The sequence below is a fragment of the Oerskovia sp. Root22 genome, from assembly GCF_001429135.1.
GTDB classification, from domain to species: Bacteria; Actinomycetota; Actinomycetes; order Actinomycetales; family Cellulomonadaceae; genus Oerskovia; species Oerskovia enterophila.
Window position 1 is genome coordinate 66,186 of the sequence record NZ_LMIL01000008.1, and the last position, 26,219, is coordinate 92,404.

The following is a 26,219-nucleotide window of genomic DNA, read 5'->3' on the forward strand; positions in this document are numbered from 1 at the left end:
GTGGGGCAGGTCGGGGCGGGTCTGGCCGGGCGGTGGCGGTTGGGGGCAGAGGGCAGGGGCTGGTAGCGCGGTGAGTCGACGCCGTGGGAGTCAGCGGCGCCCACGCTGCGAGCCGTCGGCGAGGAGGTCGTCGACGGGACAGCCGAATGACGCGGCGATGGTGCCGAGGTCGTCGAGCGACCACGCGACCTTGCCCGTGAAACGCTGCGAGATCGGGCTCCGTGACCGGCCGAGCAGCTCGGCGAGGTCCTCTTGACTGATGTCGCGCCTTGCGGACTCGAGCCGGACCGCACCGGCAGCGACCCGGCTGAGTGGTACCCCGTAGGCGGCGGGCTCGGCGGGCTCGTCGGACGCGCGGGGCCGGTCGGCTGGGGGAGCATGTGTGCCTCGCAGTGGTGTGTGGGAATCGGGAGCGGTGTTCGATGAGCGGGCCGTGGTTTCGCTGGGCGAACAGCGCTCGTCGCAACATCTGGGAGCGCTCGTGCATCGCCCTGGACGGCACGTCGCGATGTCCTGCACTCGCGGAGTCTCTGAGGCAGCCTGCCGCATGGACGAGGTTCAGCGATGCTGCTGATCGGACGCCACTGATCCATGGTGGCCGGTCAGCAGGCCATGGCTCAGACTTTCCACAGGGCCACAGGGCCACAGGGCCACCGGGCCACAGGGCCACAGGGCCAGTCCGCACGAGCTAGCCGAGCAAGTCCTCACGGACCTCCGCGAGCCGCCGCGTCAGATGCTCTCGCTCGGCCGCGTTCCCGCACCGGCCGATCGCCTCCTCGAACGACGCCACGGCCTCGGCGGGCCGGCCCGCCCGCGCCAGCAGCTCGGCCCGGGTCGCGGGCAGCCGATGGCTGGTCCGGAGGGACTCGTCGATCCCCTCGAAGCCGTCGATCAGTGCGAGCCCGGCGGTCGGCCCCTCGGACTCCGCGACCGCGACCGACCGGGCGAGCCGGACCATGGGCGAGCCCGTGGCCGTCTCCAGCTCGGCGTACAGGTCGGCGATCCCGCCCCAGTCCGTGTCGGTTGCGCGTCCCGCGACAGCGTGCGCGGCGGCGATCGACGCCTGGAGGCGGTACTCGTGCGCGAGGCCAGTGACGCCGTCGGGCACGGAGGCGAGCAGCGCGAGACCCGACGCGATCTCCTCGCCGTGCCACCGCGACCTGTCCTGGTCCGTCAGCAGCACGAGCGACCCGTCCGCAGCCACGCGCGCGTCACGACGCGAGTGCTGGAGCACCAGGAGGGCGAGCAGCGACCGCACCACGGGACGCCCCGGCAGGAGCTCGTCGAGCAGGCGCGCCAAGCGGATCGCCTCGCCGGCCAGGGCCACCCGCAGCACGTCGGGCCCCGTGCCCGGCGCGTACCCCGCGGTGAAGGTCAGGTAGACGACAGAGGCGACGTCGTCGAGGCGGTCGTCCAGGCGCTCGGGCGGCGGCACCTCGAACGGGATGCCCGCGGCGACCAGGCGCTTCTTCGCCCGTGTCAGGCGCGCCGCCATGGTCGTGTCCTGGACCAGGAAGAGCCGCGCGATGTCCGGCACGGGCAGGCCCGCGACGAACCGCAGGGTCAACGCCGCGCGCGACTCGACCGACAACGCCGGGTGGCAGCACGAGAAGACGAGGCGTAGCCGGTCGTCGGGCAGGTGAGCGCCGTCGTCGCCCACCCCCGGCGTACCGTCCGTCGCCTCCGCCGCGGACCGCGCCTCCACGATCATGAGCGGCTCCTTCTGGACAGCGACCGCCTCGGCACGCAAGCGGTCGAGCACGCGCCGCCCGGCCGCGGTGCGCAGCCAGGCGGCGGGGGAGTCCGGCACGCCGTCGACGGGCCACGTCCTCGCCGCAGCCGCGAACGCGTCCGCGAGCGCGTCCTCCGCGAGGTCCGGACGGCGGTAGCGCGCGACGAGCATCGCGAGCAACCGCGCCCAGTGCTCGCGCCACGCCGAGGTGAGCGCGTCGTCGACGAGCGTCACGGGCGCGCGACCGGCGACGAGGTCACAGGTCGTCCACGTCCACGACCGGACGCAGCTCGACCGTGTACTGCGGCAGGAGAGCGACGGCCTCGATCGCGGTGTCGATGCTCGGCAGCACCGCGACGTAGAAGCCGCCGAGCTGCTCGGCGAGCTCGGCGAACGGACCCTCGGTCACGGTCACCGTGCCCTCCCGGCTGCGGACCGTCGTGGCCGCGGCGACCGTGCTGAGCGCCTCCGCGGCCACGATGCTCCCGCGGTTCCTGAGGAACGCGGCGAACTCGTCGTGCTGCGCCATGAACCGCGAACGTTCCTCCGCGGAGGCAGCAGCCCAGACCTGCTCGTCCCCGTACAGCAGGAACATGACCTTCACGGCTCAGGCCTCCGCCCCTGCGGGCGTGGTCACGGCGGCGGCGTCTGCCCCGCCGTGATCCACCGTGGGGCGGATCTCGTACGTGCAGCCGTCGCCCGCGAAGACCTCGTCGATGATCGTCACGAGCCCCGGCAGGTCGTCGCTCACGACCAGGTAGATGCCGCCGATCTGCTCGGCGAGCTCGGTGAACGGGCCCTCGGTCGTCCCGACCCCCGGGCGCACCAGGGTTGCCGTCCCGGCGGCCTCGAGCTCGACACCGCCCGAGATCCGGTGGCCCTCCACCTCGACGCGGCGCGTGAACTCCTCGTGCTGGGCCATGATCTCCTCGGCCAGGTCCGGGCGCATGGCGGGCGTGCCGTCTTCCGGGGCGTGGATGAGGACTGCGTACTCGGTGCTCATGATTCCTCCAGGTGAGTGGGTGGTTGGTCCTTCATCTCGATGACGCGTGACCACCGACGGAATCGACAGCCGCTCGCGACCAGTTTCGCCGGTGGCCGCGGGAGGCGCGCGGAGAACAGGACACGGGTTGACCGGTACGGGTCGCACGATGGCGACATGAACTCATCGACAAGTCCCGGTGCCCGATGGAGAGAAACCACGATGCCCGACCCCAGCGACTTCCCCGAGTCGACTCTCGTCCAAGTCAACGGTGTGGAGCTCGAGGTCTTCGAAGCCGGCCGGCACAACGCAGGACGACCCGTCGTGCTGTGCCACGGCTGGCCGGAGCACGCCTACTCCTGGCGTCACCAGGTGCCCGCCCTCGTCGAGGCGGGCTACCACGTCATCGTCCCGAACCAGCGAGGCTACGGCGGCTCGTCCCGTCCGGCCGAGGTGACGGCGTACGACGTCGAACACCTGTCAGGCGACCTGGTGGCGCTGCTCGACCACTACGGATACGACGACGCCACCTTCATCGGTCACGACTGGGGTGCCTTCGTCGTCTGGGGACTGACGCTGCTGCATCCGCACCGGGTCAACGGAGTGATCAACCTGAGCCTGCCGTATCAGGAGCGCGGCGAGCGGCCCTGGATCGAGGTCATGGAAGAGGTGCTGGGCGGTGACTTCTACTTCGTCCACTTCAACCGACAGCCAGGCGTCGCGGACGCCGTGCTCGACGCGAACACCTCCCGGTTCCTTCGCAACCTGTACCGGAAGAACGAGCCCCCCAGCGAACCTCAGCCCGGCATGGCGATGGCGAACCTCGCCAGAGCGCAGACGCCGCTCGGTGAGCCCGTCATGAGCGACAACGAGTTGGCCGTCTTCGTGTCCGCCTTCGAGTCGACCGGTTTCACGGGCAGCATCAACTGGTACCGGAACCTGGACCGCAACTGGCGCCTGCTGGCGGACGTGGACCCGATCATCCAGCAGCCCGTGCTCATGATCTACGGCGACCGTGACCCGGTCGCGAGGTCCGAGCGGCTGGCCGAGTTCGTCCCCCAGGTCGAGGTGGTCACCCTGGACTGCGGTCACTGGATCCAGCAAGAGCTGCCGGACGAGACCAACCGAGTGATCCTCACCTGGCTGGAGCAGCAGGGGGCCTAGCGTCGAGGGGGCGCCGCCGAGCCACGCGAGGCCATGACGGCGCCCCCCGGCGATGCGGGGTATGCACAGGACGCCTCGTGGGGGCGTGTTCCACAACGTCGCCTGCTGTGCGAGCGGGGCGGGGCGCGGGCTCGCCACAGTGGGCGGCACGGCCCACGACAGGTGGGTCACGAGAGCCAGGAGGCACCCATGAAGACCATGTATCGGGCGAGAGCGACCGGAGCGGGGCTGCTCGTCCGCGTCCGCGGCGAGGACCCGGAGGCCGGTCTCGCGACCGCCGAGTACGCGGTGGCGACCATCGCGGCCGTCGGTTTCGCGGGCCTGCTCATCGCGATCCTCAAGAGCGGCGAGGTGCGCGAGATGCTGCTCGGCATCATCCAGCGCGCCCTGTCGATCGGGTGAGCGTGGCGGCCGGCAGGGCGGGGGCGTCGCGGGCGGCGACGTCGCAGCGGGGGACGCGGGGGCGGTCGTGGCGTCGGCCCGGGTGGAGGTCCCCGGACCGTGAGGGCGGCACCGTGACCGCCGAGCTCGCCCTGGCGCTGCCCGCGGTCGTCCTCGTCCTGGTGGCCGTCCTCACGCTCGCCGCGGCGGCGAACGCACAGCTTCAGGCCGCCGACGCCGCTCGCGCCGCTGCCCGGGCCGTCGCGATCGGTGAGGACGACGCGGTGGTGCGCGCCGTCGTCGGGCAGGTGGCCGGGGCAGACGCCACGGTGACCGTCTCCCGCGGCCACCCGTGGGTCGAGGTGCGGGTCGCCAAGCCCGTGGTCGGCGGTTGGCTGTCGAGCTCGCCGCTCCAGGCGCGCGGGGCTGCGGTCGCGTGGGACGAACCGTGAGGCCCGCCGACCAGGGGTCGGGGACCGTGCTCGCGCTCGGCCTGATCGCGGTCTCGCTCGTCCTGGGTCTCGCGCTCGCGGCCCTGTCGTCCGCGCAGGGCGCGCGAGGGCAGGCTCAGACGGCAGCGGACCTCGCGGCCGTCGCCGGGGCGACAGCCCTCCAGGGAGGCTGGGACGCGTGCCCGACGGCGCACGAGACCGCGGAGCGCAACGGCGCCGTGGTCGCGGCGTGCGTCGAGCAGGGCGACGGCGTGGTCAGGGTCGACGTCACCCGCGAGGCGACGGGATGGGCCGGGGCGCTAGGGACTGCGCGGGCCGCCGCACGGGCGGGACCGGCGTCGGCGCGGTGAGAGGCGCCGACGATCGGTGACGTCGAGTGCATGATTCGGCCGCGGCACGCCCGCCGAGTCGCAGCCGGATCACGCACTCGTCGCACGGCTCGGGCCCAGGCCCAGGCCCAGGCCCAGGCCCAGGCCCCGGTCACGCAGGCGCGTACGCGAGCACCGCGTCGAGCAGCCGGACCGCCGCAGCTTTGTCGAGCGGGTTGTTGAAGTTGCCGCACTTGGGCGACTGCACGCACGCGGGGCAGCCGTCCGTGCACGGGCAGCGCGAGATCGCGGCCCGGGTCGCGCGCAGCCACGTCGCACCCAGGTGGAAGCCGCGCTCGGCGAAGCCCGCGCCGCCGGGGTACGCGTCGTACACGAACACCGTCGCCTGCTCGGTGTCGACGTGCATCGCGGTCGAGACCCCGCCCAGGTCCCAGCGGTCGCACGTCGCGAGCAACGGCAGGAGACCGATCGACGCGTGCTCGGCCGCGTGCAGCGCACCCGGTGCCGTCTCGGCGTCGATGCCCGCGGCCTCGAGGACCTCGGCCGGGACCGTCCACCACACGGCGGTCGTCGGGAGCGTGTGCTCGGGCAGGTCGAGCGGTTCGGTGCCCAGGATCTGCAGGTCCGGCAGGCGCCGGCGCTGGAAGCTCACGACCTGGCTCGTGACCTCGACCGGCCCGAACCCCCAGCCGATCGGCCCCCACCAGCGCTGGATCGCGGGGTGCGCGGCGTCGTTCGGGGCCGAGCCCCGCGGGACGGACGGCTCGTCGCCCGGGGCGGGCTCCGCCGTCGGGCCGTCGCCCGTCGGGCCGTCGCCGGACGGGGCGGACCCGACCGGGGCCGGGGCCTCGCTCTCCTCCTCGTCGCGGATCCCGTGGATCGCGATCTCCGTGACCGAGCGCGACCACGTCCCGAAGTCGACGTCCCGGCGCGCGACGAGCGCGACGCCGTCGCGCAGGTCGAGCGTCTCCACGACGTAGCTCACGCCCTGGTGCACGTAGACCGCGCCGTCGTGCACCGAGCCGTCGGCCGAGGCCGCGTCGACCGTGCCGAGGAGGCGCCCCGTGCCGGCCTCGACCACGCGCACGGGCGAGCCGCCCGAGCCGCGCAGGTCGGTCATGGCGGCGGCGGACTGGGCATGGGTCCAGTACCACCCGGACGCCCGACGGCGCAGCGCACCTCGCGCGACCAGCACACCCAGGAGCTCGGTCACCGCGGCGGGGTCGCCGAACACGGCGAGGTCGGACAGCCTGAGCGGGACCTCGGCGGCCGCCGCGCACAGGTGCGGCGCGAGGACGTACGGGTTGGCGGGGTCGAACACCGTGGCCTCGAGCGGGGCCGCGAAGATCGCCTCGGGGTGGTGCACGAGGTAGGTGTCGAGCGGGTCCTCGCGCGCGACGAACGCGACCAGGCCGTCGGCTCCCGCGCGCCCCGCCCGCCCCGCCTGCTGCCAGACCGACATGCGCGTGCCCGGCCAGCCCGCGATGAGGACCGCGTCGAGGCCCGAGATGTCGACGCCCAGCTCGAGCGCGTTGGTCGTCGCGAGGCCCCGGATCGCGCCGCTGCGCAGGGCCTGCTCGAGCGCCCGGCGCTCCTCGGGCAGGTAGCCGCCGCGGTAGGCCGCGACCCGGCGTGCGAGCTGCGGCGAGACGACGCGCAGGTGGTCCTGGGTCTGGGTCGCGACGGCCTCGGCCCCACGGCGCGAGCGCGTGAACGCGAGGGTCCGGGCGCCTGCTGCCGTGAGGTCGGCCAGGAGGTCCGCTGCCTCGGCCGTGGCCGACCGGCGTGGGCGCTCGGGCGAGTCGCCGGGCGTCGCGGGCTCGTCGGGGTCGCTCGTCAGGCCCAGCTCGTCGTGGGCCGTGGGGTCGATCAGCAAGGACTCCGCGAGGGCCGCATCTGCCGCCGGGTCGTTCGCTGCCGCGGCGCGGGCCTGCGCGGCCTCGTAGCCCAGGACCTCGGGGGGCTGCCAGAGCGCGAACGTCTTGCGGCCCGCGGGGCTCGTGTCGGTGTCGACCGTGACGATCTGCTCGGACGGGACCCCGATGAGCCGGCCGGCGCTCGCCGCAGGGTCGGCCGTGGTGGCCGAGGCGACGACGAACGTGAGGCCCCGCGCGGACCCGGTGTCAGAAGCGGGCCGGTCCATACCCCGGCGTGGTTCTGACGACCCCGCCGGTGGCGCGGGCGCGTAGTGCGCCGAGAGCCGGGCGAGGCGTCGCAGCACGAGCGCCACGTGCGCCCCGAACACCCCCCGGTACGAGTGCCCCTCGTCGACGACGACGTAGCGCAGGTTGCGCAGGAACCGGGTCCAGCGCCGGTGGTTGGGCATGAGCGCGAAGTGCAGGAAGTCGGGATTGGTCAGTACGACGTCGGCGTACTCCTGGACCCACTTGCGCTCCTCGAACGAGGTGTCGCCGTCGCACGTCGAGACCTTGACGTCGTTCGCGCGCGACGCGTCGAGGAGGCGCTGGAGGCCGCCGACCTGGTCGGCCGCGAGAGCCTTGGTGGGGCTCAGGTAGAGGACCGTGCCGCGCGTCCGGGCGCTCTCGATCCGGCCGGGGGCCAGGGTCTCGGCCGCGCGGTCCGCGCGCACCGCGGTGAGCGCGGGCAACCAGAACGCGAGCGACTTGCCCGAGCCGGTCGAGGTCGCGAGCGCGACGTGCCGTCCGGACCAGGCGGCCTCGGCCGCCTCGACCTGGTGTGCCCACGGTCGCTCCACGCCCATCGAGCGGTAGCCCGCCACGAGCGAGGCGTCGGCCCAGCCGGGCCAGTCGGCGTGCTGCCCGGGGCGTCCTGGCAGGTGCTCGACGTGCGTCAGCCGGTCGGCGCGGCGGCCGCCCGCGAGCAGGACGTCGAGCAGGGCGCCGGGGCGGTCGGACACGGTCGGCAGACCGGTGCTGGTGCTGTCGCGAGCGTCCGGGGCGCCGGGCCTCGAGGAGCCGTTCGACGGGCTGGCCGACGCGGCGTCCGGTTCCGGGGTTCGCGACGGGCTGGGCACGTCTCCGAGTCTCCCACCTGGGGCGTGCCGGGCCGAACCGTCGCGCGGGCGCTGCTGCCCAGGACCGCGAGGTAGAACGACCTGCGCGACGTAGTACGCGAGGGGTTCTACCTCGCGCAGAACGTTCTACCTCGGCGACTCAGGCAGTGCCGCGGCGCGCGTCCTCCGCCCTCAGCCCGCGAACACCTGCCCGATCGCCCGCGACAGGTAGTACGGGTCCGCGACGGCCGTCAGCTCGCGCGCCGAGTGCATCGAGAGGATGGGCGCGCCCACGTCGACCGTCCGGATCCCGAGCCGGGTCGCGGTGAGCGGACCGATCGTCGACCCGCAGGGCACGGTGTTCTCCGAGACGAACTCCTGGCTCGGCACGCCGGCTGCCGCGCAGGCCGCGGCCCAGGCTGCCGCGCCGTGGGCGTCGGTCGCGTACCGCTGGTTGGCGTTGATCTTGAGGATGGGACCGCCGCCGGCCAGCGGTCGGTTGGCCGGGTCGTGGCGCTCGGGGTAGTTGGGGTGGACCGAGTGGCCGACGTCGCTCGACACGCACAGCGACCCCGCGAGCGCACGGTGCCGGTCCTCCTCGCTCGCGCCGAAGCCGGCGCTGATGCGCGAGAGCACGTCGGCGAGGAACGGGCCACTGGCCCCCGATCGGGTCTCGCTGCCGATCTCCTCGTGGTCGAACGCCGCGAGCACGGCGACGGGCGCCTCGTGCCGCCCACGACGACCGGCCCCCGTGGACGCCCCAGGCGCCTCCGCCGCCACCTCGAGCAGCGCCGTGAGCCCGGCATGCACCGACAGCAGGTTGTCGAGCCGTCCCGAGGCGAGCAGCTCCTCGTGCGCCCCGAAGATCCGCGGGGCCTGGGTGTCGGCCACGACGAGGTCGTACCCGCCGACGTCCGCGGCTCGCACGCCCGCGTGCTCGGCGAGCAGCGCGAGCAGGTCCGCGTCGGGGGCTCCGAGCGCGCCGAGACCCCACACGGGCTGGGTGTGGCGCTGCTTGTCGAGCGTCAGACCCTCGTTCGCGCTCCGGTCGAGGTGGATCGCGAGCTGGGGGATGCGCAGCAGGGGACCGGTGCGGACCAGGTGGCTGCGGCCGTCGAGCGTCACGAGGCGCCCGGCGAGCTCGAGCTCGCGGTCGAGCCACGAGTTGAGCAGGGGCCCGCCGTACACCTCGACGCCCGCCTGCCACCAGCCCTCGCGTCCCGTGGTCGGCTTGGGCTTGAGCTTGAAGCCGGGGGAGTCGGTGTGCGCGCCGAGGATCGCGAAGGGCGTCGTGGCGCTCGCCCCCGCGGGCGTCGCCCACGCGATGACGGCACCGTCACGCACGACGACGTAGCGCCCCTCCGCGCTCGCGAGCGGCCAGGCGTCGGCCTCGTCGAGCAGCGTGAAGCCCGCCTCGACCGCGCGCCGGGCGACCTCGTGGGCCGCGTGGAACGACGAGGGCGAGGCCTCGACGAACCGGGCGAGGTCCTCGGCATGGGTGCGGGCCTGCGGGGACGGACCTCGCGGGGTGGCGACCACGGGAGAGGCGGGGCGGGCGGGGACGGGAGCTGCGGCGTCGGGCACGGGTCCATTATCCGCCCGCGCGCCCTGCCCACCGGGTAGTAGCGTGTGTCTCCCCATGACCCCGTCGGACATCGTGCTCACCCTCCGCGCCGCAGGCTGCGTGTTCGCCGAGGACGAGGCAGACCTGATCGTCGCCGCCGCGACCTCCCCCGCCGAGCTCGACGACATGGTCTCGCGCCGGGTCTCGGGGCTCCCGCTCGAGCAGGTCCTCGGCTGGGCCGAGTTCTGCGGCCTGCGCATCCTCGTCGAGCCCACGGTGTTCGTGCCCCGCAGGCGTTCGGAGCTCCTCGCGTCCTCCGCCGTGGAGGTCACGGGGGAGGACGCGACGGTCGTGGACCTGTGCTGCGGCACGGGTGCTCTCGGGGCGGTGCTGCGCGCAGCCCGTCCCGGCATCGACCTGCACGCCGCTGACATCGACCCCGCGGCCGTGCGCTGCGCGCGCCGGAACCTTCATGGACAGGTCCATGAGGGCGACTTGTACGACGCCCTCCCCGACCAGCTGCGAGGACGGGTCGACGTGCTCGTCGTCAACGCCCCGTACGTCCCGACCGAAGCGATCGGGACCATGCCCCCCGAGGCCCGGCTGCACGAGGCCCGGGTCGCGCTCGACGGGGGCGCCGACGGGCTCGACGTGCACCGACGGGTCGCCGCCGACGCCGCGGCCTGGCTCGCCCTGGGCGGTCACCTCCTGATCGAGACCAGTGCGCGCCAGGCTCCTGTCGCCGTCGGGCTCATCGAGCGGGCCGGGCTCGTCGCCCGGACCGTGACCGACGACGACCTCGGCGCGACCGTGGTGATCGGCACGAGCCGCCGGTAGCGGTCGCCCGGCCCGCACGTCCCCCAGGGCCGGCGCGTTCCCGGACCACGGACGTCCCCGGCCCGCACGTTCCCGGCCCGCACGCTGGGCCTGTCCGTGAGGCCCGCCCCGTAGACTCGGGGGAATGCAGTGCCCCCACTTCGACGCCCACGAGTGCCGTTCGTGCACCCTCATGGGGCAGGGCTACGCCGCGCAGCTTGCCGACAAGCAGCGGCACGCGGGCGACCTCCTCGCGGCGCACGAGGGGCTGCGGTGGGACCGCCCGTTCCCGAGCCAGGAGTCCGGCTTCCGCAACAAGGCCAAGATGGTCGTGGGCGGCACGGTCGAGCACCCGACGCTCGGCATCCTCGACGCGGGCGGGCGTGGCGTCGACCTCCAGGACTGCGGCCTGTACCCGGCCGACCTCCAGGCCGTCTTCCCCGTCCTCGCGGCGTTCGTCACGCGCGCGGCCCTCACGCCGTACGACGTGACGACGCGGCGCGGCGAGCTCAAGAACGTGCTGGTCACGCAGTCGCCAGACCGCGAGCTCATGGTCCGCTTCGTCCTCCGCTCGCAGGAGCCGGTGTCGCGCCTGCGCAAGCACCTGCCGAGCCTGCTCGACGCGCTGCCGCAGGCGCGCGTGGTGTCGGCCAACATCCTGCCCGAGCACAAGGCGGCGCTCGAGGGCGACCAGGAGATCCTGCTCACCGAGGCCGACACCCTGACCATGCGGGTCAACGGCATCGAGATGCACCTGCGCCAGCAGAGCTTCTTCCAGACCAACACCGAGGTCGCCGCGGCGCTGTACCGGCAGGGGCGCGAGTGGGTCGACGAGGCCGCGCCGTCGAGCGTCTGGGACCTGTACTGCGGCGTCGGCGGGTTCGCGCTGCACTGTGCGGCACCGGGGCGTGAGGTGGTCGGGATCGAGTCGAGCCGTGAGGCGATCGTGAGCGCCGAGCGCAGCGCCGCGCAGGCCGGGTTCGACGACGTGACGTTCCGGGCTGGTGACGCCACGGCGTTCGCCCTCGCGGCCGAGCGGGTCCCCGACCTGGTGATCGTGAACCCGCCGCGGCGGGGGATCGGCGCGGAGCTCGCGGGCTGGCTCGAGTCCTCGACCGTGCAGCAGGTCGTCTACTCCAGCTGCAACGCCGAGTCGCTGGCCCGCGACCTCGCGGCCATGCCGTCGCTGCGCCCCGTGCGAGGGCGGGTGCTCGACATGTTCCCGCAGACCTCGCACTACGAGGTCATGGTCCTGCTCGAGCGCGCCTGAGCCCCGGGCCGTCAGCGGTCCAGAGCCGTGAGCCGCTCGGCGGCGGCGAGGGCCGCCGCGGCGAGCACGGCTCGCAGTCCCGCGACGTCGACAGGGGTCCCGTCGGGGGTCCGGTCCGGGACGCCGGGGAGCAGGTCGGCTGCCGCGGGCGGTTCGGGGACGCCGGGCGGCGGGGGCAGCTCGCCCAGGACACGGGGGCCCGACGGCGTCGCTCCCGTCCCCGCGTCGCTCGCCGGGTCGTCGCCCGGGTCGGGCGACGGGTGGTCGGCCGTGCCCTCGCCGCCGGTTCCGGTGGGGCCGCTCGTGGCGGTGCGTGACGTGAGGTCGCCCGGTGTCGACATCCCCCGCAGCGCGTCGAGCACCTGCTCGCGCGAGCGTCCGCGCAGCAGGAAGAGCACGAACGGGTCGGCGTCGAGCAGCCAGCCCGCCTGATAGCTGAGCGCCGCCGCGTGCAGGCAGGGCAGGTCCCAGGTGGGGCAGTCGCACGCGGGTTCGAGGTCGCCGATCCCGGGGAGCAGCGTGACGTCGGCGTCGAAGGCCGCAGCGACGACGTCGCGCGGCATCTCCCCGGCGAGCAGGGCAGCGAGCCGCCCGGACCGCGAGGCGAGGGCTTCGAGGAACCTGTCCCACTCGTCGTCGGACAACGGTTCGAGCGAGACGACCGTGTGGTACATCTCCCCGTCATCATCTTGTACGCGCGCCTGGACCGCGCCGGGGCTGACTGTGATCGGCCCGACCCGACCGGTGCGCGCGTAGGCGCGTCCCTTCTTGAGCGGGCCTGCGTCGAGCGCGAACTCCTCCATGGCGCGCACCCAGGAGCGCGCCCACCAGGACTGCCCCCGGCGGACGGCGCCCTGGGTCGCGGTACCGGTCGGAGGGAAGGCGGGGAAGCCCACGGCGCTCATGAGCGCCCCCTCTCGCCGGCGGCGGACGATCGCTCGCCGCCGTCGGCTCCCCGCCACGACACCAGCTCGGCCAGGTCGGCCGTGCTGAGCTCGGAGATCGCGCCCTCGACACCGCCCGGCGCCAGGACCGCGTCGGCGAGCTCGCGCTTGGACTCGATCATGCGGGCGATGTGCTCCTCGATGGTTCCCTCGCTGGTCAGGCGGTGCACCTGGACGGGCCGGGTCTGGCCGATCCGGTACGCCCGGTCGGTGGCCTGCTCCTCGACGGCCGGGTTCCACCAGCGGTCGTAGTGGATCACGTGGTCGGCCCGCGTGAGGTTGAGCCCGGTGCCCGCGGCCTTGAGCGAGAGCAGGAACACGGGCGGCATCTCCTCGGTGGCCTGGAACCGGGCGACCATCTGCTCGCGCTGGGCCACGGGCGTGCCTCCGTGCAGCAGCATGGTCGGGACGCCACGACGCGCGAGGTAGGACTCGAGGAGCCGGGCCATCGCGACGTACTGCGTGAACACGAGGATCGCGCCCTCCTCGGCCCGGACGGTCGCGACGAGCTCGGTGAACGCGTCGAGCTTGCCGGATCGCCCGGACAGCCGCGGTTCGTCCTCGTGCAGGTACTGGGCGGGGTGGTTGCAGATCTGCTTGAGGTGCGTGAGCAGCCCACCGATCATGGCGCGCCGCCCCATGCCCTCGGCCCGGTCGATCTCCTCGAGCGCCGACCGCACGGCGCCCTCGTAGAGCCCCACCTGCTCGGCCGTGAGCGGCACGACCTGGTCGGTCACGGTCTTGGGCGGCAGCTCGGGCGCGATCCCGGGGTCGGACTTGCGTCGCCGCAGCAGGAACGGTCGGACCAGCCGGGACAGCCTCTCGGCCAGCACGGGGTCGCGGGTCTGCTCGATCGGGTCGGCCCACCGGCGCCGGAACTGCCCGCGCGAACCCAGCAGGCCGGGGACGAGCCAGTCCATGACGGCCCACAGCTCGGTGAGGTTGTTCTCGACGGGCGTCCCGGACAGGGCCACGCGCGCTTCCGCGGGGACCGTCCGCAGCGCCTTCGCGGTGCCCGAGCCCGGGTTCTTGACGTGCTGGGCCTCGTCCGCGACGACGAGCCCCCAGCGGTGCGCCGCGAGCACCGGGTCGGCCTGCGAGGAGTCCGACAGGACCGTCCCGTACGTCGTGAGCACGAACCCGTCGGTGACCCCGCGCAGGTCGCGCGACGCGCCGTGGAAGCGCCGCACCGCGACGCCGGGCGCGAACCGGCGGATCTCCTGCTCCCAGTTGCCCAGGAGCGAGGCCGGGCACACCACCAGGGTGGGCCCGGCGCCCGCCGCCTCCCCGGTGGGAGCGGCGGCGTCGTCGGGCCGGGGGCGAGCGCGGTGCAGGTGCAGCGCGATGAGCGTGACGGTCTTGCCCAGGCCCATGTCGTCCGCGAGGCACGCGCCCAGGCCCAGCCCCGTCAGGCGTGCGAGCCAGCGCAGGCCGTCGAGCTGGTAGTCGCGCAGCGACGCGTGGAGCCCCTCGGGCGCGACGACGTCACGCGCCGGCGACGGGTCCTCGAGCTCGGCGCGCAGCCGGTCGAGCCAGGGCGTCGGGGTCACGGCGAGCTCGTGGTCGCCCACGCGGGCGACGCCGGTGAGCGCGGCCGCGACGGCGTCGAGCGCGGAGACGGGCTGGGGCGAGCGCCGCGTCGCGGCCGTGGCCGCGGCGGGATCCGCGAGGACCCAGCGCCCACGCAGGTGCACGACGGCGGAGCGCCCCTCCGCGTGGACGCGCGCCAGGTGCTCGCGCTCGTCCGCGGTGAGCCGCACGCCGTCGAGCGTCAGCTCGTGCGTGAGCGTCATGGGTGACGGCGAGCCGGACCGCGGACGACCGTGGCCGGGGGAGCCGAGCAGTGCGGGAAGGGCTCGGCGCTCCTCGTCCGGGGCGTCACCGGGGACCTCGGTCGGGGAGAAGACCGCGACGGACCGCACCTGACCCGCGAGGTGGGCGGGCCACTCGACCGCGATCCCGGTCGTCGCCAGCGACGCGGAGCCCTCGGCGAGAAGCTCGCGGACGTCGGCCGGGGCGAGCACGAGCGAGCCCGGGACGGCCTGGTCGAGCAGCCCGTCGAGCGGGGGCCAGGCCACCGCTCCCGCGCGCAGCCGGACCAGGACGTCACCGATCGCCTCCTGGGCCTCGCGTGCTCCCTCGCCGGTCCGGGCCGACGCCCACAGGTCCGCGGCGGGGCGGGTCCCGGTGGGTCCGCGGACGATCACGGTCGCGAGCCAGTCGCACGTGGCCAGGTCCTCGTGGCGGTCGCCGTCGGCCGGAGACCCGTCGCCCTCGGCAGCACCTGCATCGGTCGCGCGGCGCACGAGCGGCTCGAGCCGCAGGCTCACGGCCACCCGTGGGTCGAGGAGCGCCGCGGCGTCGTGCGCCCAGTCCGTGAGGTGGTCGGGAACCGGGGGCGCGCCGGCTCCCGGCGCCGCGACCAGGCCGCGGGCCACCCCGCGAGGCACTTCGATGCTCGCTCCGGCCTCCCGGACGAGGGCGTCCGCCACGGCATCCATGGCGGCCCGGACCAGGGCGGTCCGTGCGTCCGCGCCACTCCTCGGGCCCGCCCCTCGTTCGTCGAGCGGTATGGCGTCGGCGAGCGTGTGCACACGGTCGAGCGAGGGGCCGTCGAGCGGCCCGAGCCGCCACCGGGCCGAGGGTGGTGCGTCGGCGGTCCCGGCAGAGCCCGCCGACCCGGCGGTGCTCGCCGACCCCTCGGTGCTTTCCGGCCTCCCGGTACCCGCCGACTCGGGGGAGGCCGCCCCGACCGCGGGCACCAGGTGCCCTGCCGCGACGTGGCTCAGGGCCTCGGCGCACACCGCGCCCCAGAACACCTCGGAGGGCGACGCGTCGCCCGAGGCCCACGCGTCGATCAGCCCGTCGACGGTCTCCGTGTCCCAGCGCGCCCAGGCGGCAGGGCTACCAGCACTGCCGGTGCCGTGCTCGCCGGACTCGCCAGGTCCGGCTCCGGCCGAGGTGCGTGCTGCGAGGGTCACGAGGCCTTCCTGGTACGCCGTCCGTCGACGTTTCCCGAGCCGATCAACGTACGATGTACGCAGATCATTCCCGACAGTTCGGGTGAACGTCGGGCACTCCTCGATGATCCCCGACCCCGACCGAGGAGGCAGCCCGTGCCGACCCCGACGCCCAGCCCCGCACCCGCCGCGACGCCGCGCGACCCCGCGCGGACCCTCGCCCTGCTCTGGGGCCTGCACGCCGACCGCGGCGCACGGGGGCCCCAGCAGTCCCGGACGCCCGACGAGGTGGCGCGCGCCGCCGTCGGGCTCGCGGACGAGGACGGGGCGCTCACGGGGCTCTCGATGCGCAAGGTCGCGGCCGCGCTGGGCATCGGGACCATGTCGCTCTACACCTACGTGCAGAACAAGGACGACCTCGTCGACCTCGTGGTCGACCGCGCCTACGGCGAGCTCTACCCCCAGGGGCACGCGCCGGGAGCGACCTGGCAGGACCGGCTGCGCTCCGTGGCGCGAGCCAACTGGGACCTCTTCGCGGCCCACCCGTGGCTGCTCGACATCGACCTCGCGCGCCCCGTCCTGGGGCCGGGGGAGACGCGCAAGTACGACGTCGAGCTCCGCGCGATCGAGGGCGTCGGCCTCGACGACGTCGCGATGGACGCGACCGTGACGCTCGTCGTGGGACAGGCGACGACCGCGGCCCGGCGCGCTCGTGCGGCCCGCGCCGCGCACGAGGCGAGCGGCCAGACCGACGACGAGTGGTGGGCCGCGAACGCCCCGCTGCTCGAACGCATCAGCGCGATGAGCACGTTCACGGTCGCGGGACGCGTCGGGGCGACTGTCGGCGAGGCGCAGCAGTCGGCGTACTCGCCCGAGGCCGAGCTCGACTTCGGGATCGAGCGCATCGTCGCGGGCGTCGAGGCACTCGTCGCATGAGCTCGGAGCCTTCCGCCGGCGGGTCCGACCCGCGCCGCCCCGGCGCCCGGCTCGTCACGGCAGCGCAGGTCCTGCTGACCCTCGCGGGGGTCCTCTACCTGGGGGTCGTCGTCGAGGCGGCCGCGGGCTGGCCCCTCGACCCCGCGCGGTCGTACCTGTCCGAGCTCGCGGCGCTCGACCAAGCCACCTCGCCCCTGTTCCGGTCCACCGACGTGGCCGCGGGCGCCCTCGTGGTCGGCGGCCTCGCCCTCCTGGGGACGGCGTACCGGCTCGCCCGCCGAGCGGGCGCCCCGGCCGCGACGCTCGTGCAGAAGGTGACGTTCTGGGCCTTCGTCGTGTTCGGCCTCGCGACCGTGGCGGACGCGCTGCTGCCGCTCGACTGCGCGCTCTCGGTGGGCGACTGCGCCGCACGTGAGGAGGCCGGTGAGCTCAGCCTCGCTCATCAGGCCCACACCTTCTCGAGCGTGGCCTCGGGCGTCAGCTCGTTCGTCGCGAGCGCGGGGGTCGTGTGGCTCGCTCGCGCCCGACGGCGCACCCTCCTCGGCGTCTCTGCGCGCCTCGCGGGCGCGCTGGGACCGCTCCTGGGGGTCGTGACCGGCACGATCGGCCTGTTCGGCAGCCCGCTCCCCGTGGGGACCGGGATCGTGCAGCGCGTCCAGATCGTCGCGTTCTCCGTGGTGCTCGTGCTGGCCGTGCAGGTCCTGACGCTGCGCCAGCCACACCGCGGTGCACCGGAGACAGACGTTCCCCAGGACCGCACAGCGCGCTCACCGGCGTCGCACAGCGAGCCGTGATGGACTGTGGCGCATGGCTTCGGCGATCACCACACCGGCACCCACGACCTGGGTCGTCCTCCCCGGTCTCCTGCTCGCTCCCTCGGACATGGAACCCGTCGCCCGGGTGGTGCGCGAGCAGTTCCCGGACGCGACGGTCCGGGTGCTCGACTCCTGGGACACCGCCGTCACGGCCCCCGTCGCGGCGATCCGTGCCGAGCTCGGGCTGGCGGACGACCAGGCGCCGGGCAGCGTCGGGCTCGTGGGGCACAGCGTGGGCGGTCTGGCCGCGATCGAGTGGGCGCTGACCCACCCCGAGGAGCTCGGGGCCGTGCTGCTGCTCGACCCCACGACCCCGTTCCTCCCGCGCCGTCCCGAGCGGCCCGCGCCCGTGGGGCTCACGCTCCTCGCCGAGCGTGTCGTCCACACGAGCGGGCTCCTGCTCTCGCGCTGCGGGGCGGTCACGAGGCGGGGACCCGCGCTGCGCCGTCGGGCCTGGTACGACGCGACGCACCGCCCCGACCCCTTGCCCGACGACGAGGCCGTCCGCCGCTACGGCACGCCCGAGGCGTGGCGCCTGCTCACCGGGCAGTACGAGCAGAGCTGGGCGCAGGCAGAACGGGTCACCGCGCTCTTCGCGCGCGACGCGGGGGCCCTGCGACGGCTCGCGGTACGCCCCGTCCAGCTCGTCGGCTGGGGGCGGCGTGGGCAGGGCGCGTTCCTGAGGGACGAGCGTGAGCTCGGCGCGCGCCTGGGCGCGGAGGTCTACGGGCTGCGGGGCGAGGGGCACATGTTCCCGCTCACCCGTCCCGACGTCGTCGCGCAGGTGCTGCGTGGGGAGGTACCCGACGGGGCGGTGGCTCCCGTCGTGGAGGCAGAGTTCCGCTGAGCGTGCGCTACCAGCCGGACGCGTACTCGAAGTGCCACGGCTCGGGCTTGGACCCGTTGCTGCGGGCCCACGGCGGGTTGTCCCAGCCGTAGAGCGGCGCGTTGGCGCGCAGCCACTTGTACTGGGCCGAGCCCGGGTTCGAGGCGGGCGAGGTCAGGTCGATCGCCAGGCCCCATCCGTGGTTCGACGTGCCGGGGACCGCAGCGAGGCCGGGCTTGGCGGCGCGGGTCGAGACCTGGCTGGCGTACGAGCGGTACGAGTCGGTGAGGCCGATCGGCTCACCGAAACGCTGCTGGTAGGCCGCGGACAGCTCCTCGAGCATCGCCGCTGCGTCGCAGCGCAGCATGTGGCTCCGCGCGAACGAGAGCGTCGTCAGTGCCGAGGCCGGGATCTTGCCGTTCGCGTAGTTCGTGGACCCGCACTGGGCGAGCAGGGTCGCGGCGCGCACGCGGCGCTCGGCAGCGAGCTCGGCGGGAGTCGCCGGTGCCGGCGTGACGCCCGACGCGCCGGTCTCGCCGAAGTCCTGGAGCAGGACCGCGACACGGTTCGCCGCGCGGGCGACGTCCTCGCTGGTCGCGGGAGCGACTGCCTCGGTGCCGACCTCTGCCGCGGTCTCCGTCGTCAGGGCCGTGCGCTCGCTCGACCGTGAGGCGCGGTCCGTGCCCTGAGCACGCTCGGCGATCAGGGACTCGGTGAGCGCGGCCAGCTCGGCCTTCGCGTCCGCGAGGTCCTGCGGGCTCGTGGCGCGCTCAGCCGCCGGGCCGTCGGCGCGGGTGAGCAGGTCCTGTGCCTGGCTGAGGAGCTGCTCCTCGACGTCGGCCTCCTGCTGGGCGAGCCCGGTCGTCGCGTCGCCGGCCTCGTCGTCCGCGAGGTCCGTCCGTAGACCGCCCGGGGCGAAGTCTCCCGAGGCGGTGCCGGGGAGGACCAGGGGGACGCACGCCAGAGCGCCCACGAAGGCAGCGCCCGTCGCGGCGCGGGCCACGAACTTGGAGCCGAACAGGGGGCCGCGCGTGGGCATCGCCGAGGCGACGACCGGGGTGGGACCCGTGGCCGGTCCGCCGGCCTTGCGCTCGCGCCGCGTGAGGGGGGCGAACGGGTGCTCGTCCGTCGTGGCCGCGCTGAAGCCGGTGGCGACGAACGGTGCGGGCGGGGTGGCGACGACGGGCGTGGGGGCAGAGCGCAGGGGGGTCGGCGCCGGGACCAGGACGACCGGGATCTCGCCCGAGGGGGTCTGCAGCGGCGCGACGGGCTCGGCGGCACGCTGGATGCCCGTGGGCGGGAAGGGGGAGACGCGAGGGGTCGCGGGCTGGGCTGCGACAGGGGCCTCGACGGGAGCCTTGGCGCGGGCCGCGGCGGCAGGAGTCGTGGCGGCGACCGGGGGGAGCGCCTGGAGGGCGGTGGCCCGGCGTGCCGGTGCGGGAGCAGCGTGCGTGCTCGTCAACGGTGCGGGCGCGGAGAACGGGGCCTCGACGCGGGCCGGCACGTGAGGTGCGACGGCGACCTGAGGAACCGCGAACGTCGCTGGGCGGGGTGCGGTGTGGCGGTGCTCGACGTGCAGGGTGTCTGCGTGGGCGCGTCCGTCGACCCCGGCCGCGGCGAGCTCTCGCGCGCGGAGCTCGGCCTGACGTTGACGCCGCGTGGGGGTCGGCGCTGCGCCGTGCGGGCGCTGCTGGACCGGTGCGGACGTTTCCACCTGACGTGACTCCTGTGCTCTGGACGACCTCCCGGGGGAGGACTCTGCTGACTGCCGTGGTGCGGGAGCCAGTGGCCGTTGCCGTCCGTGCTGCGCCCGATCGCCGCCTACGTTACCCGTTCGTTATCGCTCCGTGTGACGCCATCCACACCCCATGCCGAACTCTCCGCACGGTGGTGCGGAAAACTCGTGCGGAGGATTGCTCGTCGGGACGCTGGGCTGGCCCGACCGCGTCCGATACGTGAAGGTTGGCCCGAAGCCGACGGACGGCTCGGGAGCGAGGACGACGATGCTGTACCTGTTCGCCGTGGTGTTCGGAGCGGGGGCCGGGGTGCTCCTCGACCATCTCAAGCGGCAGCGCGCGTCCGGAGCCCGCACTGCCGCACCGATGGCGGCCCTCGTGCTGGCCTTCGGTGCTGGGGGCGGTGCGTTCGCCGCGGCAGGGTCCGGGGCGCCCTTCGTCGTCGGGGTGGCACTGGTCTCGCTGCCGCTCGGCATGGTGATCGGTACGAGACTCCGACGTGGTGCGTGAGTCGCCCCAGGGCCGCTGAAGCCGAGGCGGTCGGGCAGCTCGATCTGCCCGACCGCCTCGGGGACGTTGCCGAGGTCCGGCTCAGCCGCGACCCGACGGCCGGACGAACGGGAACGCGAGCGTCTCGCGGATGCTCGCCCCGATGAGCATCATGTAGACGCGGTCCACCCCGATCCCGAGCCCGCCCGTGGGGGGCATCGCGAACTCCAGGGCGGACAGGAACTCCTCGTCGACCTCCATGGCCTCCGGGTCGCCCGCGGCGGCCAGCAGGGACTGCTGCGTGAGGCGCTCGCGCTGGTCCACGGGGTCGATGAGCTCGGAGTACGCGGTGCCCAGCTCGGCGCCGAACGCCACGAGGTCCCACCGTTCCGCGAGCCGCGGGTCGCGGCGGTGCGTGCGCGTCAACGGCGAGGTCTCGAGCGGGAAGTCCGTGTAGAACGTGGGCTCGACGGTCTGCCCCTCGACGAACGCGTCGTAGAGCTCGGTGACGATCGCGCCGTGGGTCATGGTCGGGGTCCAGTGGACGCCCTTCTCCTCGCAGATGGCCTGGAGCGTCTGGAGCGGGGTGTCCGGCGTGACCTCCTGGCCCACGGCCCGGGACACGGCCCCGTGCACGGTGTGGACGGGCCACTCGCCGTCGAGCCGGACGACTGTCCCGTCGGCCCGGCGCGAGATCGGCTCGCCGTGCACCGCGACCGCTGCCTCGATGATGAGGTCGCGCGTGAGGACGCGCATCGAGGTGTAGTCGCCGTACGCCTGGTAGGCCTCGAGCGACGTGAACTCGGGGTTGTGGGTCGCGTCGGCGCCCTCGTTGCGGAAGTTGCGGCCCAGCTCGAAGACCTTGCCGACCCCGCCGATCGCGAGCCGCTTGAGGAACAGCTCGGGGGCGATGCGCAGGTACAGGTCCACGTCGTACGCGTTGATGTGCGTCGTGAAGGGGCGGGCGTTGGCCCCGCCGTGCACGCGCTGCAGGATCGGGGTCTCGACCTCGATGAACTCGCGCGCGGCGAGCGAGTCGCGGAGCGACTTCACGGCCGCGCTGCGTCCGCGCAGGACCTGGGCCGTGCGGGTGTCGAGGGCGAGCTCCATGTGCTTGAGCCGGACCTTGGCCTCGGCGTCGGCGAGCCCGCGGTGCTTGTCGGGAGGGGAGGTCAGGGCCTTGGAGGCCATGCACCAGGCGGTGCCGTGCAGCGAGAGCTCGCCGCGCCGGCTGCGGGTGAGGTCGCCCGTGACGCTCACCTGGTCGCCCAGGTCGACGGCCCGGCGCCACAGCGCGAGGTCCGGGCCCGGTCGGTCCGCGGTGAACATCACCTGGATCTCGTCTGTGCCCTCGCGCAGGTCGGCGAAGATCACGCCGCCGTGGTCGCGCAGCCGCACCACGCGCCCGACGACGGACAGGTCGCCCCCGGGGGCCACGTCGCCCGGTGAGGTGCTCGCCCCGGCCGGTGCGCCGCCGTCGGGCACGTGGGCGCCCCGGCGCACGGCCTCGCCGATCGAGACGGTCCGGGGGACCGAGACCGGGTAGGGCTCCATGCCCGCGGCCCGCAGGACGCCGAGCTTGGCGTGGCGCGTGGCCTGCTGCTCGGTCAGGCGGCGCGTGGGTGCCGAGACCGTGAGCAGCGCGGTCTCCTGGGCGCGCACGGCATCGGCGAAGGCCGCGGAGATCTCGGGCCGGTGCAGGTCCGGGGAGCGGTCGCGGCGGTGGAGGAGGTTCGGGGTGTTCGGCAGGAAGCCCTCGGCCTGCCCGACCGCGAAGATCACCTGTGTGAGCTGGCCCGCGTTCTGGTAGCAGAGCAGGCGGGGCTTCCAGTCCGGCAGGTACTTCTCGTTCGACTTGTAGAGCGAGTCGAGCTGCCAGAACCGTGACGCGATCAGCAGCACCCGGCGGTTGAAGCGCTGGACCGGGGTCGCCCCGATGCGGGCACCCTGCTCGAACGACCCGCGGAACATCGCGAAGTTCATCGAGATGCGGTCGATCCCCATGCCGCGGCCCGCGGCCACGAGCTCGGTGACCATGAACTCGGTGACGCCGCTGACGGCCTGCGGGTGGCGGCGCATGACGTCGAGCGACAGGCCGCGGCGCCCCCACGGCACGAACGACAGGAGGCCGCGCGGGTTCCCGTCGGCGTCATGGGCCGAGACGATCATCTCGCGCGGGTCCGCAGGGTCCCCGAGGCGGCTCAACGACATGGAGAAGCCGCGCTCCTCGCCGTGCCGCCACTCGTCGGCCACGGCGACCAGCTTCGCGAGCTCGTCGGGGGCGATCTCCGCCTGGCGGCGGACCAGGACGCGGTAGCCCTCGCGCTCGGGGCGCGCGACCGCGTGCCGGACGGACCGCATGGCCGGGCCGTCGAGGTTGAACGTGCGCGTGTTGATGATGGCCTCGTCGCCCAGCGCGATCGGGTGCAGGTCCACGGCCTGGAAGGCCTTGGCGCCGAGCTCGCTCGTCGAGAGCACCGCGGGGACCCAGCCGAACCGGCGGGCGTGCGCGCGCCACTGCTCGATCGCGTCGGGCCAGCTCGCCTTGTCGCCGATCGGGTCCCCCGCGGCGAGGCACACGCCCGAGATGACCCGGTAGGAGATCGCCGCGCGCTGGTCCTGCGAGAAGACCGCGCTGCGGTCCCAGCGCGTAGCGAAGTACTCGAGCGAGTCGTCGCTCGGGTGCTCGAGCAGCAGCTTGCGCACCGCGAGCTCGTCCGCGGCCTCGACCTTGGCGTCGTGGGGTGCCGACCGCATGAAGACCGCGATCGCGAGGACGAGCGCCAGGGCCGAGATCAGGCCCGCGACGAGCGCGAGCCACGCGGGACCCGTGCCGTCCGCGTGCAGCGGGTAGTCGCTGGGTGCGAGGCCCGTCGCGACCGACAGGCTCCAGTTCACCCGGTTGCGGATCCCGTGCAGGGTGTTGGGGACGACCTCCAGGAGGAGGAGGGTGATGAGTGCCGAGAGCCCGACGCCGACGACGAGCACGAGGATCGCGCGCCACCAGGCTCCCTTGCTGACCTTGGCGGGGAACGCCGAGCGGGCCGCGATGAGCAGGACGACCGCGACGACCGCGACGACCCAGGACGCGATCTCCAGAGGCGACAGGACCAGGCCGTCGGAGCGCAGGGCCTGCTTGTCGTCGTCGAACACCCACAGCAGCCCGACCGCGAGCCCCAGCACCGCGACCGGGAGCTGCCACAGGAGGACCACGAACCACAGGGCCGCCCGTTGCCTGCGCAGGAGCCCGCTCGCGATCACACCGACCAGGACCACCGAGAACACGCTCGGGTACGTCGGGAGGTTGAGCACCGCGAGCCAGTCGCTCACGGTCCGCACGAACCCCGGGGCGAACAGGAGCAGGATCAGCGCCAGCACGAGCCAGAACGCGACGGCCTGCACGATCCTGCCCGTCCAGGACGCGACCGCCTCCGCCCAGGGAGGGGCGGAGGTGCGGGAGAGGGAGGTCGAGCGGGGCATACGTGCTCCTTGAGGCCGGCGGTGCACCCATTCAAGCGCAGGAGCGGGAGTTGCGAGAGGTGGAACGCGGCTCGGCCCCGCTCGACTCCGAGACGATGTCTCAGGTGCGAACGGGGCCGAGCTCCCGGTTCCTACTGCCAGTACTCCACGCACGCACCGACGATCTGGTCGCCGCCGACGTCAGTCGTCTGCATGGTCAGCTCGTGCGCCAGGAGCGCCCACCAGACTCGCGGTGACTCGATCCATCGTGCGCGGACCTCTCGGTAGACCTGGGAGGTGGCAGCAGGTGACCTGTCGGCAACGAGGGTCCGCGCATCCGCGAGGAACGAGTCGTAGACGCCGCCGTCACCTTCGAGGCTCTCGTTGAAGGCCCTGCACACGTGTGGGTCGGTTGCTGCCGGGGCGGTGCTCGGCGTGCCGCCCGCGACCACGTCGAGCGTGAAGGTCGGCGTGGCGCCCGACTCGTCGAGCGTCACGTCGAACGTCCCGACCAGGCGCACGAACTGGTGTGACTCCACCTGGTCCGGGAAGACCCCGCCTCCGAAGAACGCCATCGACCAGCCCGCGTCGCTGGTCGTGCCAGGAGACCCGTTGACTCCCGGGTTCGGGTCTACGGTGAGCATCAGTCCCCCACCCGGGGAGTCAGTCAGTCGATTCTCGAAGAAGAGATCGACGGCTGCCGGGGCACCCGTCGTGGCGGCCTTGCGCAAGGCCTCGAAGACCGCCGAGGTGTCGGCCTCGATCGCGTCCCGGACGACGACCGGCTTCTGTGCGGGGACGACCGGGTCCGGCTCGGGAGCGATGGTCAGCGGGACCGGGTCGGCGACGAGCCACCCGTCGAACAGCGCCCCGGTCGTCTCCTCGCCCCAGGTCCCGTCCGCTTGGAGGGCCGAGTAGCCCGTGAGCGGGAACCGGTGCAGCGCGAACACCTCGTAGTCACCCGCCGGGAGCGGCGACGGCTGCGTGCTGGTCGGGTCGCACGACGCGGACGACGCGAGGTCGAGCTCCCAGGCCGCCGAGGAGCCGGGGGCCGGCGTGGCCTCACCCGTGGTCTCGGGAGCAGGGAGCGGCGAGCTGACGATGACACCGTCCCGAGTGATCACGTAGGCGCCCGTGGCCGAGTCGGCGTACCGGAGGCGCGCGTCGCCGTCGAACCGCAGGAGGACCGGTGCGGTCACGGAGCCGGCGGTCTGCACCGTGAGGTCGGGCACCCCGACGCTCAGGTGGGCGGGCAGGTCGTCGCCCGTCGAGGTCGGGGCGGGCTGCAGGCACGCGAGCGCCGCGGCGTCGATCCCGGCGGGGAACGTGGGGATCGGCTCAGGTGAGACCGAGGGGGTCGGCGACGGGGACTCCGCCGGTGCGATCGGCTCGGGCCGTACATCCTGCGGGAGCGCGATCGCCGCGACGCCGAGCGCCCCGGCGACGCACAGCGTCGTCGCCCCGAGGGCGACCTTCTTCGCTGCCCGACGGCGTCGCGTCCGTCCGCGGACGACGTCGAGGTGGGTGTCGAGCCCGGGGAGGGACGCGTCGTCGACCAGGTCGCGCAGGGCGCGGCTCAGCTCGTCGTCGTGGTTCGAGGATCTGTGGTCGGTGGCGCTCACTGGGTGTTCCTCCCGTTCGTCGCTGCTGGGGTCGGCAGGGCCTGCGCCGGTGCCGTGGGTGCGTTCGCGCCGGTCAGCGAGACCGGAACCGCCTTCGACTCCGCCTTCCTGGCCGGTCCGGCCGGTCCGGCGGGCGCCCGTGTCCCTGTGACGGGCGTCGGTGCGGCGACGGCCCCGAGGGCCTGCTGCATCACGGCCATCGCGTCGGACAGGTGCCGCTTGACGGTCCCCTCGGCGCACCCGAGCTCCTCGGCGATGCGGGGCACGGTCAGGTCCTCGTAGTACCGGAGCACGACGCACGCGCGCTGCCGCGGCGTCAGTCCCGCGAGCGCCTTGGCCGTGTCCGCGCGGGCGGACGCAGGTGCCTCCGGCCCGGGGACGGTCTCTCGCTGCCCGACGAGGTGCCGCAGCCCGAGCCAGCTCCGTCGCCGGCGGTAGCCGTCGAGGTAGAGCGTGAGGATCGCTCGTCGTACGTACCCCTCGAGGTGCGCGACGGGGCGGTCGCCCTCGCTGCCGGATGCGTCGTCGAGCGTGAAGAGTCTCGTCTCGCCCGCGGGTGACGTGGACGCGGTCTGTCGAGGCGCCGTCGGGCCCCTTCCGCGAAGCCGTGAGAAGACCTTGACGAGTGCGTCCTGCACCACGTCCTCCGCATCGCGCCTGTTCCCGCAGAGCAGGTAGGCGTACCCCGTGAGCGCTTGCCCGCGCTGTGCTGTCAGCGCGGCGAGCTCGTCGTCCCAGGTGGCCACCGGTCCCCCTTCGTCGTGTACC

General features: G+C 74.1%; 22 protein-coding genes. 10 read left to right on the forward strand and 12 right to left on the reverse strand.

Annotation, left to right across the window (positions count from 1 at the left end; translation table 11 throughout):
• Window positions 1–90 precede the first annotated feature (90 nt).
• From ASE15_RS21845 to ASE15_RS09090, 4 genes are all read right to left on the reverse strand, one after another.
• On the reverse strand, window positions 91–549 hold the full coding sequence (locus tag ASE15_RS21845; protein WP_082618332.1) for a helix-turn-helix transcriptional regulator: 459 nt from the start codon (window positions 547–549) through the stop codon (window positions 91–93).
• Window positions 550–688: 139 nt separating this feature from the next.
• Complete coding sequence (locus tag ASE15_RS09080; RefSeq protein WP_200960533.1) at window positions 689–1,966, reverse strand: RNA polymerase sigma factor; 1,278 nt, start codon at window positions 1,964–1,966, stop codon at window positions 689–691.
• A gap of 22 nt (window positions 1,967–1,988) precedes the next feature.
• Window positions 1,989–2,327 carry a YciI family protein gene (locus tag ASE15_RS09085; protein ID WP_056763193.1) on the reverse strand — a complete coding sequence of 113 codons (339 nt, stop codon included), beginning with the start codon at window positions 2,325–2,327 and terminating at the stop codon, window positions 1,989–1,991.
• Window positions 2,328–2,339: 12 nt separating this feature from the next.
• Window positions 2,340–2,735, reverse strand: a complete 396-nt coding sequence (locus tag ASE15_RS09090; protein ID WP_056649246.1) for a YciI family protein — start codon at window positions 2,733–2,735, stop codon at window positions 2,340–2,342.
• A gap of 252 nt (window positions 2,736–2,987) precedes the next feature.
• On the opposite strand from ASE15_RS09090, the gene ASE15_RS09095 reads away from it, so the two are divergent.
• From ASE15_RS09095 to ASE15_RS09110, 4 genes are all read left to right on the forward strand, one after another.
• Window positions 2,988–3,878 (forward strand): alpha/beta fold hydrolase, encoded by an 891-nt coding sequence (locus tag ASE15_RS09095; protein WP_235534302.1) that lies wholly within the window; start codon window positions 2,988–2,990, stop codon window positions 3,876–3,878.
• Between the two features lie 189 nt (window positions 3,879–4,067).
• A complete protein-coding gene (locus tag ASE15_RS21475; RefSeq protein ID WP_082608766.1) occupies window positions 4,068–4,280 on the forward strand; it encodes a DUF4244 domain-containing protein in 213 nt (70 codons plus the stop codon).
• 113 nt (window positions 4,281–4,393) lie between these two features.
• A complete protein-coding gene (locus ASE15_RS09105; protein WP_056649252.1) occupies window positions 4,394–4,711 on the forward strand; it encodes a TadE family type IV pilus minor pilin in 318 nt (105 codons plus the stop codon).
• A complete protein-coding gene (locus ASE15_RS09110) occupies window positions 4,708–5,061 on the forward strand; it encodes an Rv3654c family TadE-like protein (RefSeq protein WP_056649255.1) in 354 nt (117 codons plus the stop codon). The genes ASE15_RS09105 and ASE15_RS09110 overlap by 4 nt, the downstream gene beginning before the upstream one ends.
• A 130-nt stretch (window positions 5,062–5,191) precedes the next feature.
• On the opposite strand, the gene ASE15_RS09115 is transcribed toward ASE15_RS09110, so the two are convergent.
• Together ASE15_RS09115 and ASE15_RS09120 are read right to left on the reverse strand one after the other, a co-directional pair.
• On the reverse strand, window positions 5,192–7,918 hold the full coding sequence (locus ASE15_RS09115) for a DEAD/DEAH box helicase (RefSeq protein ID WP_082618334.1): 2,727 nt from the start codon (window positions 7,916–7,918) through the stop codon (window positions 5,192–5,194).
• Between the two features lie 288 nt (window positions 7,919–8,206).
• Window positions 8,207–9,598: a M18 family aminopeptidase gene (locus tag ASE15_RS09120; protein WP_369800577.1), complete on the reverse strand. Its 1,392-nt coding sequence runs from the start codon at window positions 9,596–9,598 to the stop codon at window positions 8,207–8,209.
• A gap of 55 nt (window positions 9,599–9,653) precedes the next feature.
• Between ASE15_RS09120 and ASE15_RS09125 the strand changes: the two genes are divergently transcribed.
• The gene (locus ASE15_RS09125) at window positions 9,654–10,415 is read left to right on the forward strand and encodes a putative protein N(5)-glutamine methyltransferase (RefSeq protein ID WP_056762905.1); all 762 of its coding nucleotides are present in this window, start codon (window positions 9,654–9,656) and stop codon (window positions 10,413–10,415) included.
• A 124-nt stretch (window positions 10,416–10,539) separates the two neighbouring features.
• On the forward strand, window positions 10,540–11,664 hold the full coding sequence (rlmC, locus tag ASE15_RS09130) for a 23S rRNA (uracil(747)-C(5))-methyltransferase RlmC (RefSeq protein WP_056762908.1): 1,125 nt from the start codon (window positions 10,540–10,542) through the stop codon (window positions 11,662–11,664).
• Window positions 11,665–11,675: 11 nt separating this feature from the next.
• On the opposite strand, the gene ASE15_RS09135 is transcribed toward rlmC, so the two are convergent.
• The gene (locus ASE15_RS09135) at window positions 11,676–12,569 is read right to left on the reverse strand and encodes an SWIM zinc finger family protein (RefSeq protein WP_157277189.1); all 894 of its coding nucleotides are present in this window, start codon (window positions 12,567–12,569) and stop codon (window positions 11,676–11,678) included.
• Window positions 12,566–15,589 carry a DEAD/DEAH box helicase gene (locus ASE15_RS09140; protein ID WP_056762914.1) on the reverse strand — a complete coding sequence of 1,008 codons (3,024 nt, stop codon included), beginning with the start codon at window positions 15,587–15,589 and terminating at the stop codon, window positions 12,566–12,568. The genes ASE15_RS09135 and ASE15_RS09140 overlap by 4 nt, the downstream gene beginning before the upstream one ends.
• Before the next feature lie 135 nt (window positions 15,590–15,724).
• Here ASE15_RS09140 and ASE15_RS09145 point away from each other — a divergent pair, with 135 nt between their 5' ends.
• From ASE15_RS09145 to ASE15_RS09155, 3 genes are read left to right on the forward strand one after another with little or no spacing between them, the layout of a single operon-like run.
• Window positions 15,725–16,504, forward strand: coding sequence for a TetR/AcrR family transcriptional regulator (locus ASE15_RS09145; RefSeq protein WP_056762917.1), 780 nt, complete (start codon window positions 15,725–15,727; stop codon window positions 16,502–16,504).
• The gene (locus ASE15_RS09150; RefSeq protein WP_056762922.1) at window positions 16,501–17,298 is read left to right on the forward strand and encodes a DUF998 domain-containing protein; all 798 of its coding nucleotides are present in this window, start codon (window positions 16,501–16,503) and stop codon (window positions 17,296–17,298) included. The genes ASE15_RS09145 and ASE15_RS09150 overlap by 4 nt, the downstream gene beginning before the upstream one ends.
• Window positions 17,299–17,311: 13 nt before the next feature.
• Window positions 17,312–18,166 (forward strand): alpha/beta fold hydrolase, encoded by an 855-nt coding sequence (locus tag ASE15_RS09155; RefSeq protein ID WP_056762925.1) that lies wholly within the window; start codon window positions 17,312–17,314, stop codon window positions 18,164–18,166.
• A gap of 7 nt (window positions 18,167–18,173) precedes the next feature.
• On the opposite strand, the gene ASE15_RS21480 is transcribed toward ASE15_RS09155, so the two are convergent.
• Entirely contained in the window at window positions 18,174–19,859 is a 1,686-nt protein-coding gene (locus ASE15_RS21480; protein ID WP_056762927.1) for a D-alanyl-D-alanine carboxypeptidase family protein, read from the reverse strand.
• A 289-nt stretch (window positions 19,860–20,148) separates the two neighbouring features.
• Here ASE15_RS21480 and ASE15_RS09165 point away from each other — a divergent pair, with 289 nt between their 5' ends.
• A complete protein-coding gene (locus tag ASE15_RS09165) occupies window positions 20,149–20,391 on the forward strand; it encodes a hypothetical protein (protein WP_157257516.1) in 243 nt (80 codons plus the stop codon).
• An 81-nt stretch (window positions 20,392–20,472) separates the two neighbouring features.
• On the opposite strand, the gene lysX is transcribed toward ASE15_RS09165, so the two are convergent.
• The 3 genes from lysX to ASE15_RS09180 form a co-directional block, all read right to left on the reverse strand.
• A complete protein-coding gene (gene lysX / locus ASE15_RS09170; protein WP_056649283.1) occupies window positions 20,473–23,850 on the reverse strand; it encodes a bifunctional lysylphosphatidylglycerol synthetase/lysine--tRNA ligase LysX in 3,378 nt (1,125 codons plus the stop codon).
• Between the two features lie 131 nt (window positions 23,851–23,981).
• The gene (locus ASE15_RS09175; protein WP_056762931.1) at window positions 23,982–25,451 is read right to left on the reverse strand and encodes a hypothetical protein; all 1,470 of its coding nucleotides are present in this window, start codon (window positions 25,449–25,451) and stop codon (window positions 23,982–23,984) included.
• Window positions 25,448–26,197 carry an RNA polymerase sigma factor gene (locus ASE15_RS09180; protein ID WP_082618335.1) on the reverse strand — a complete coding sequence of 250 codons (750 nt, stop codon included), beginning with the start codon at window positions 26,195–26,197 and terminating at the stop codon, window positions 25,448–25,450. The genes ASE15_RS09175 and ASE15_RS09180 overlap by 4 nt, the downstream gene beginning before the upstream one ends.
• Window positions 26,198–26,219 lie beyond the last annotated feature (22 nt).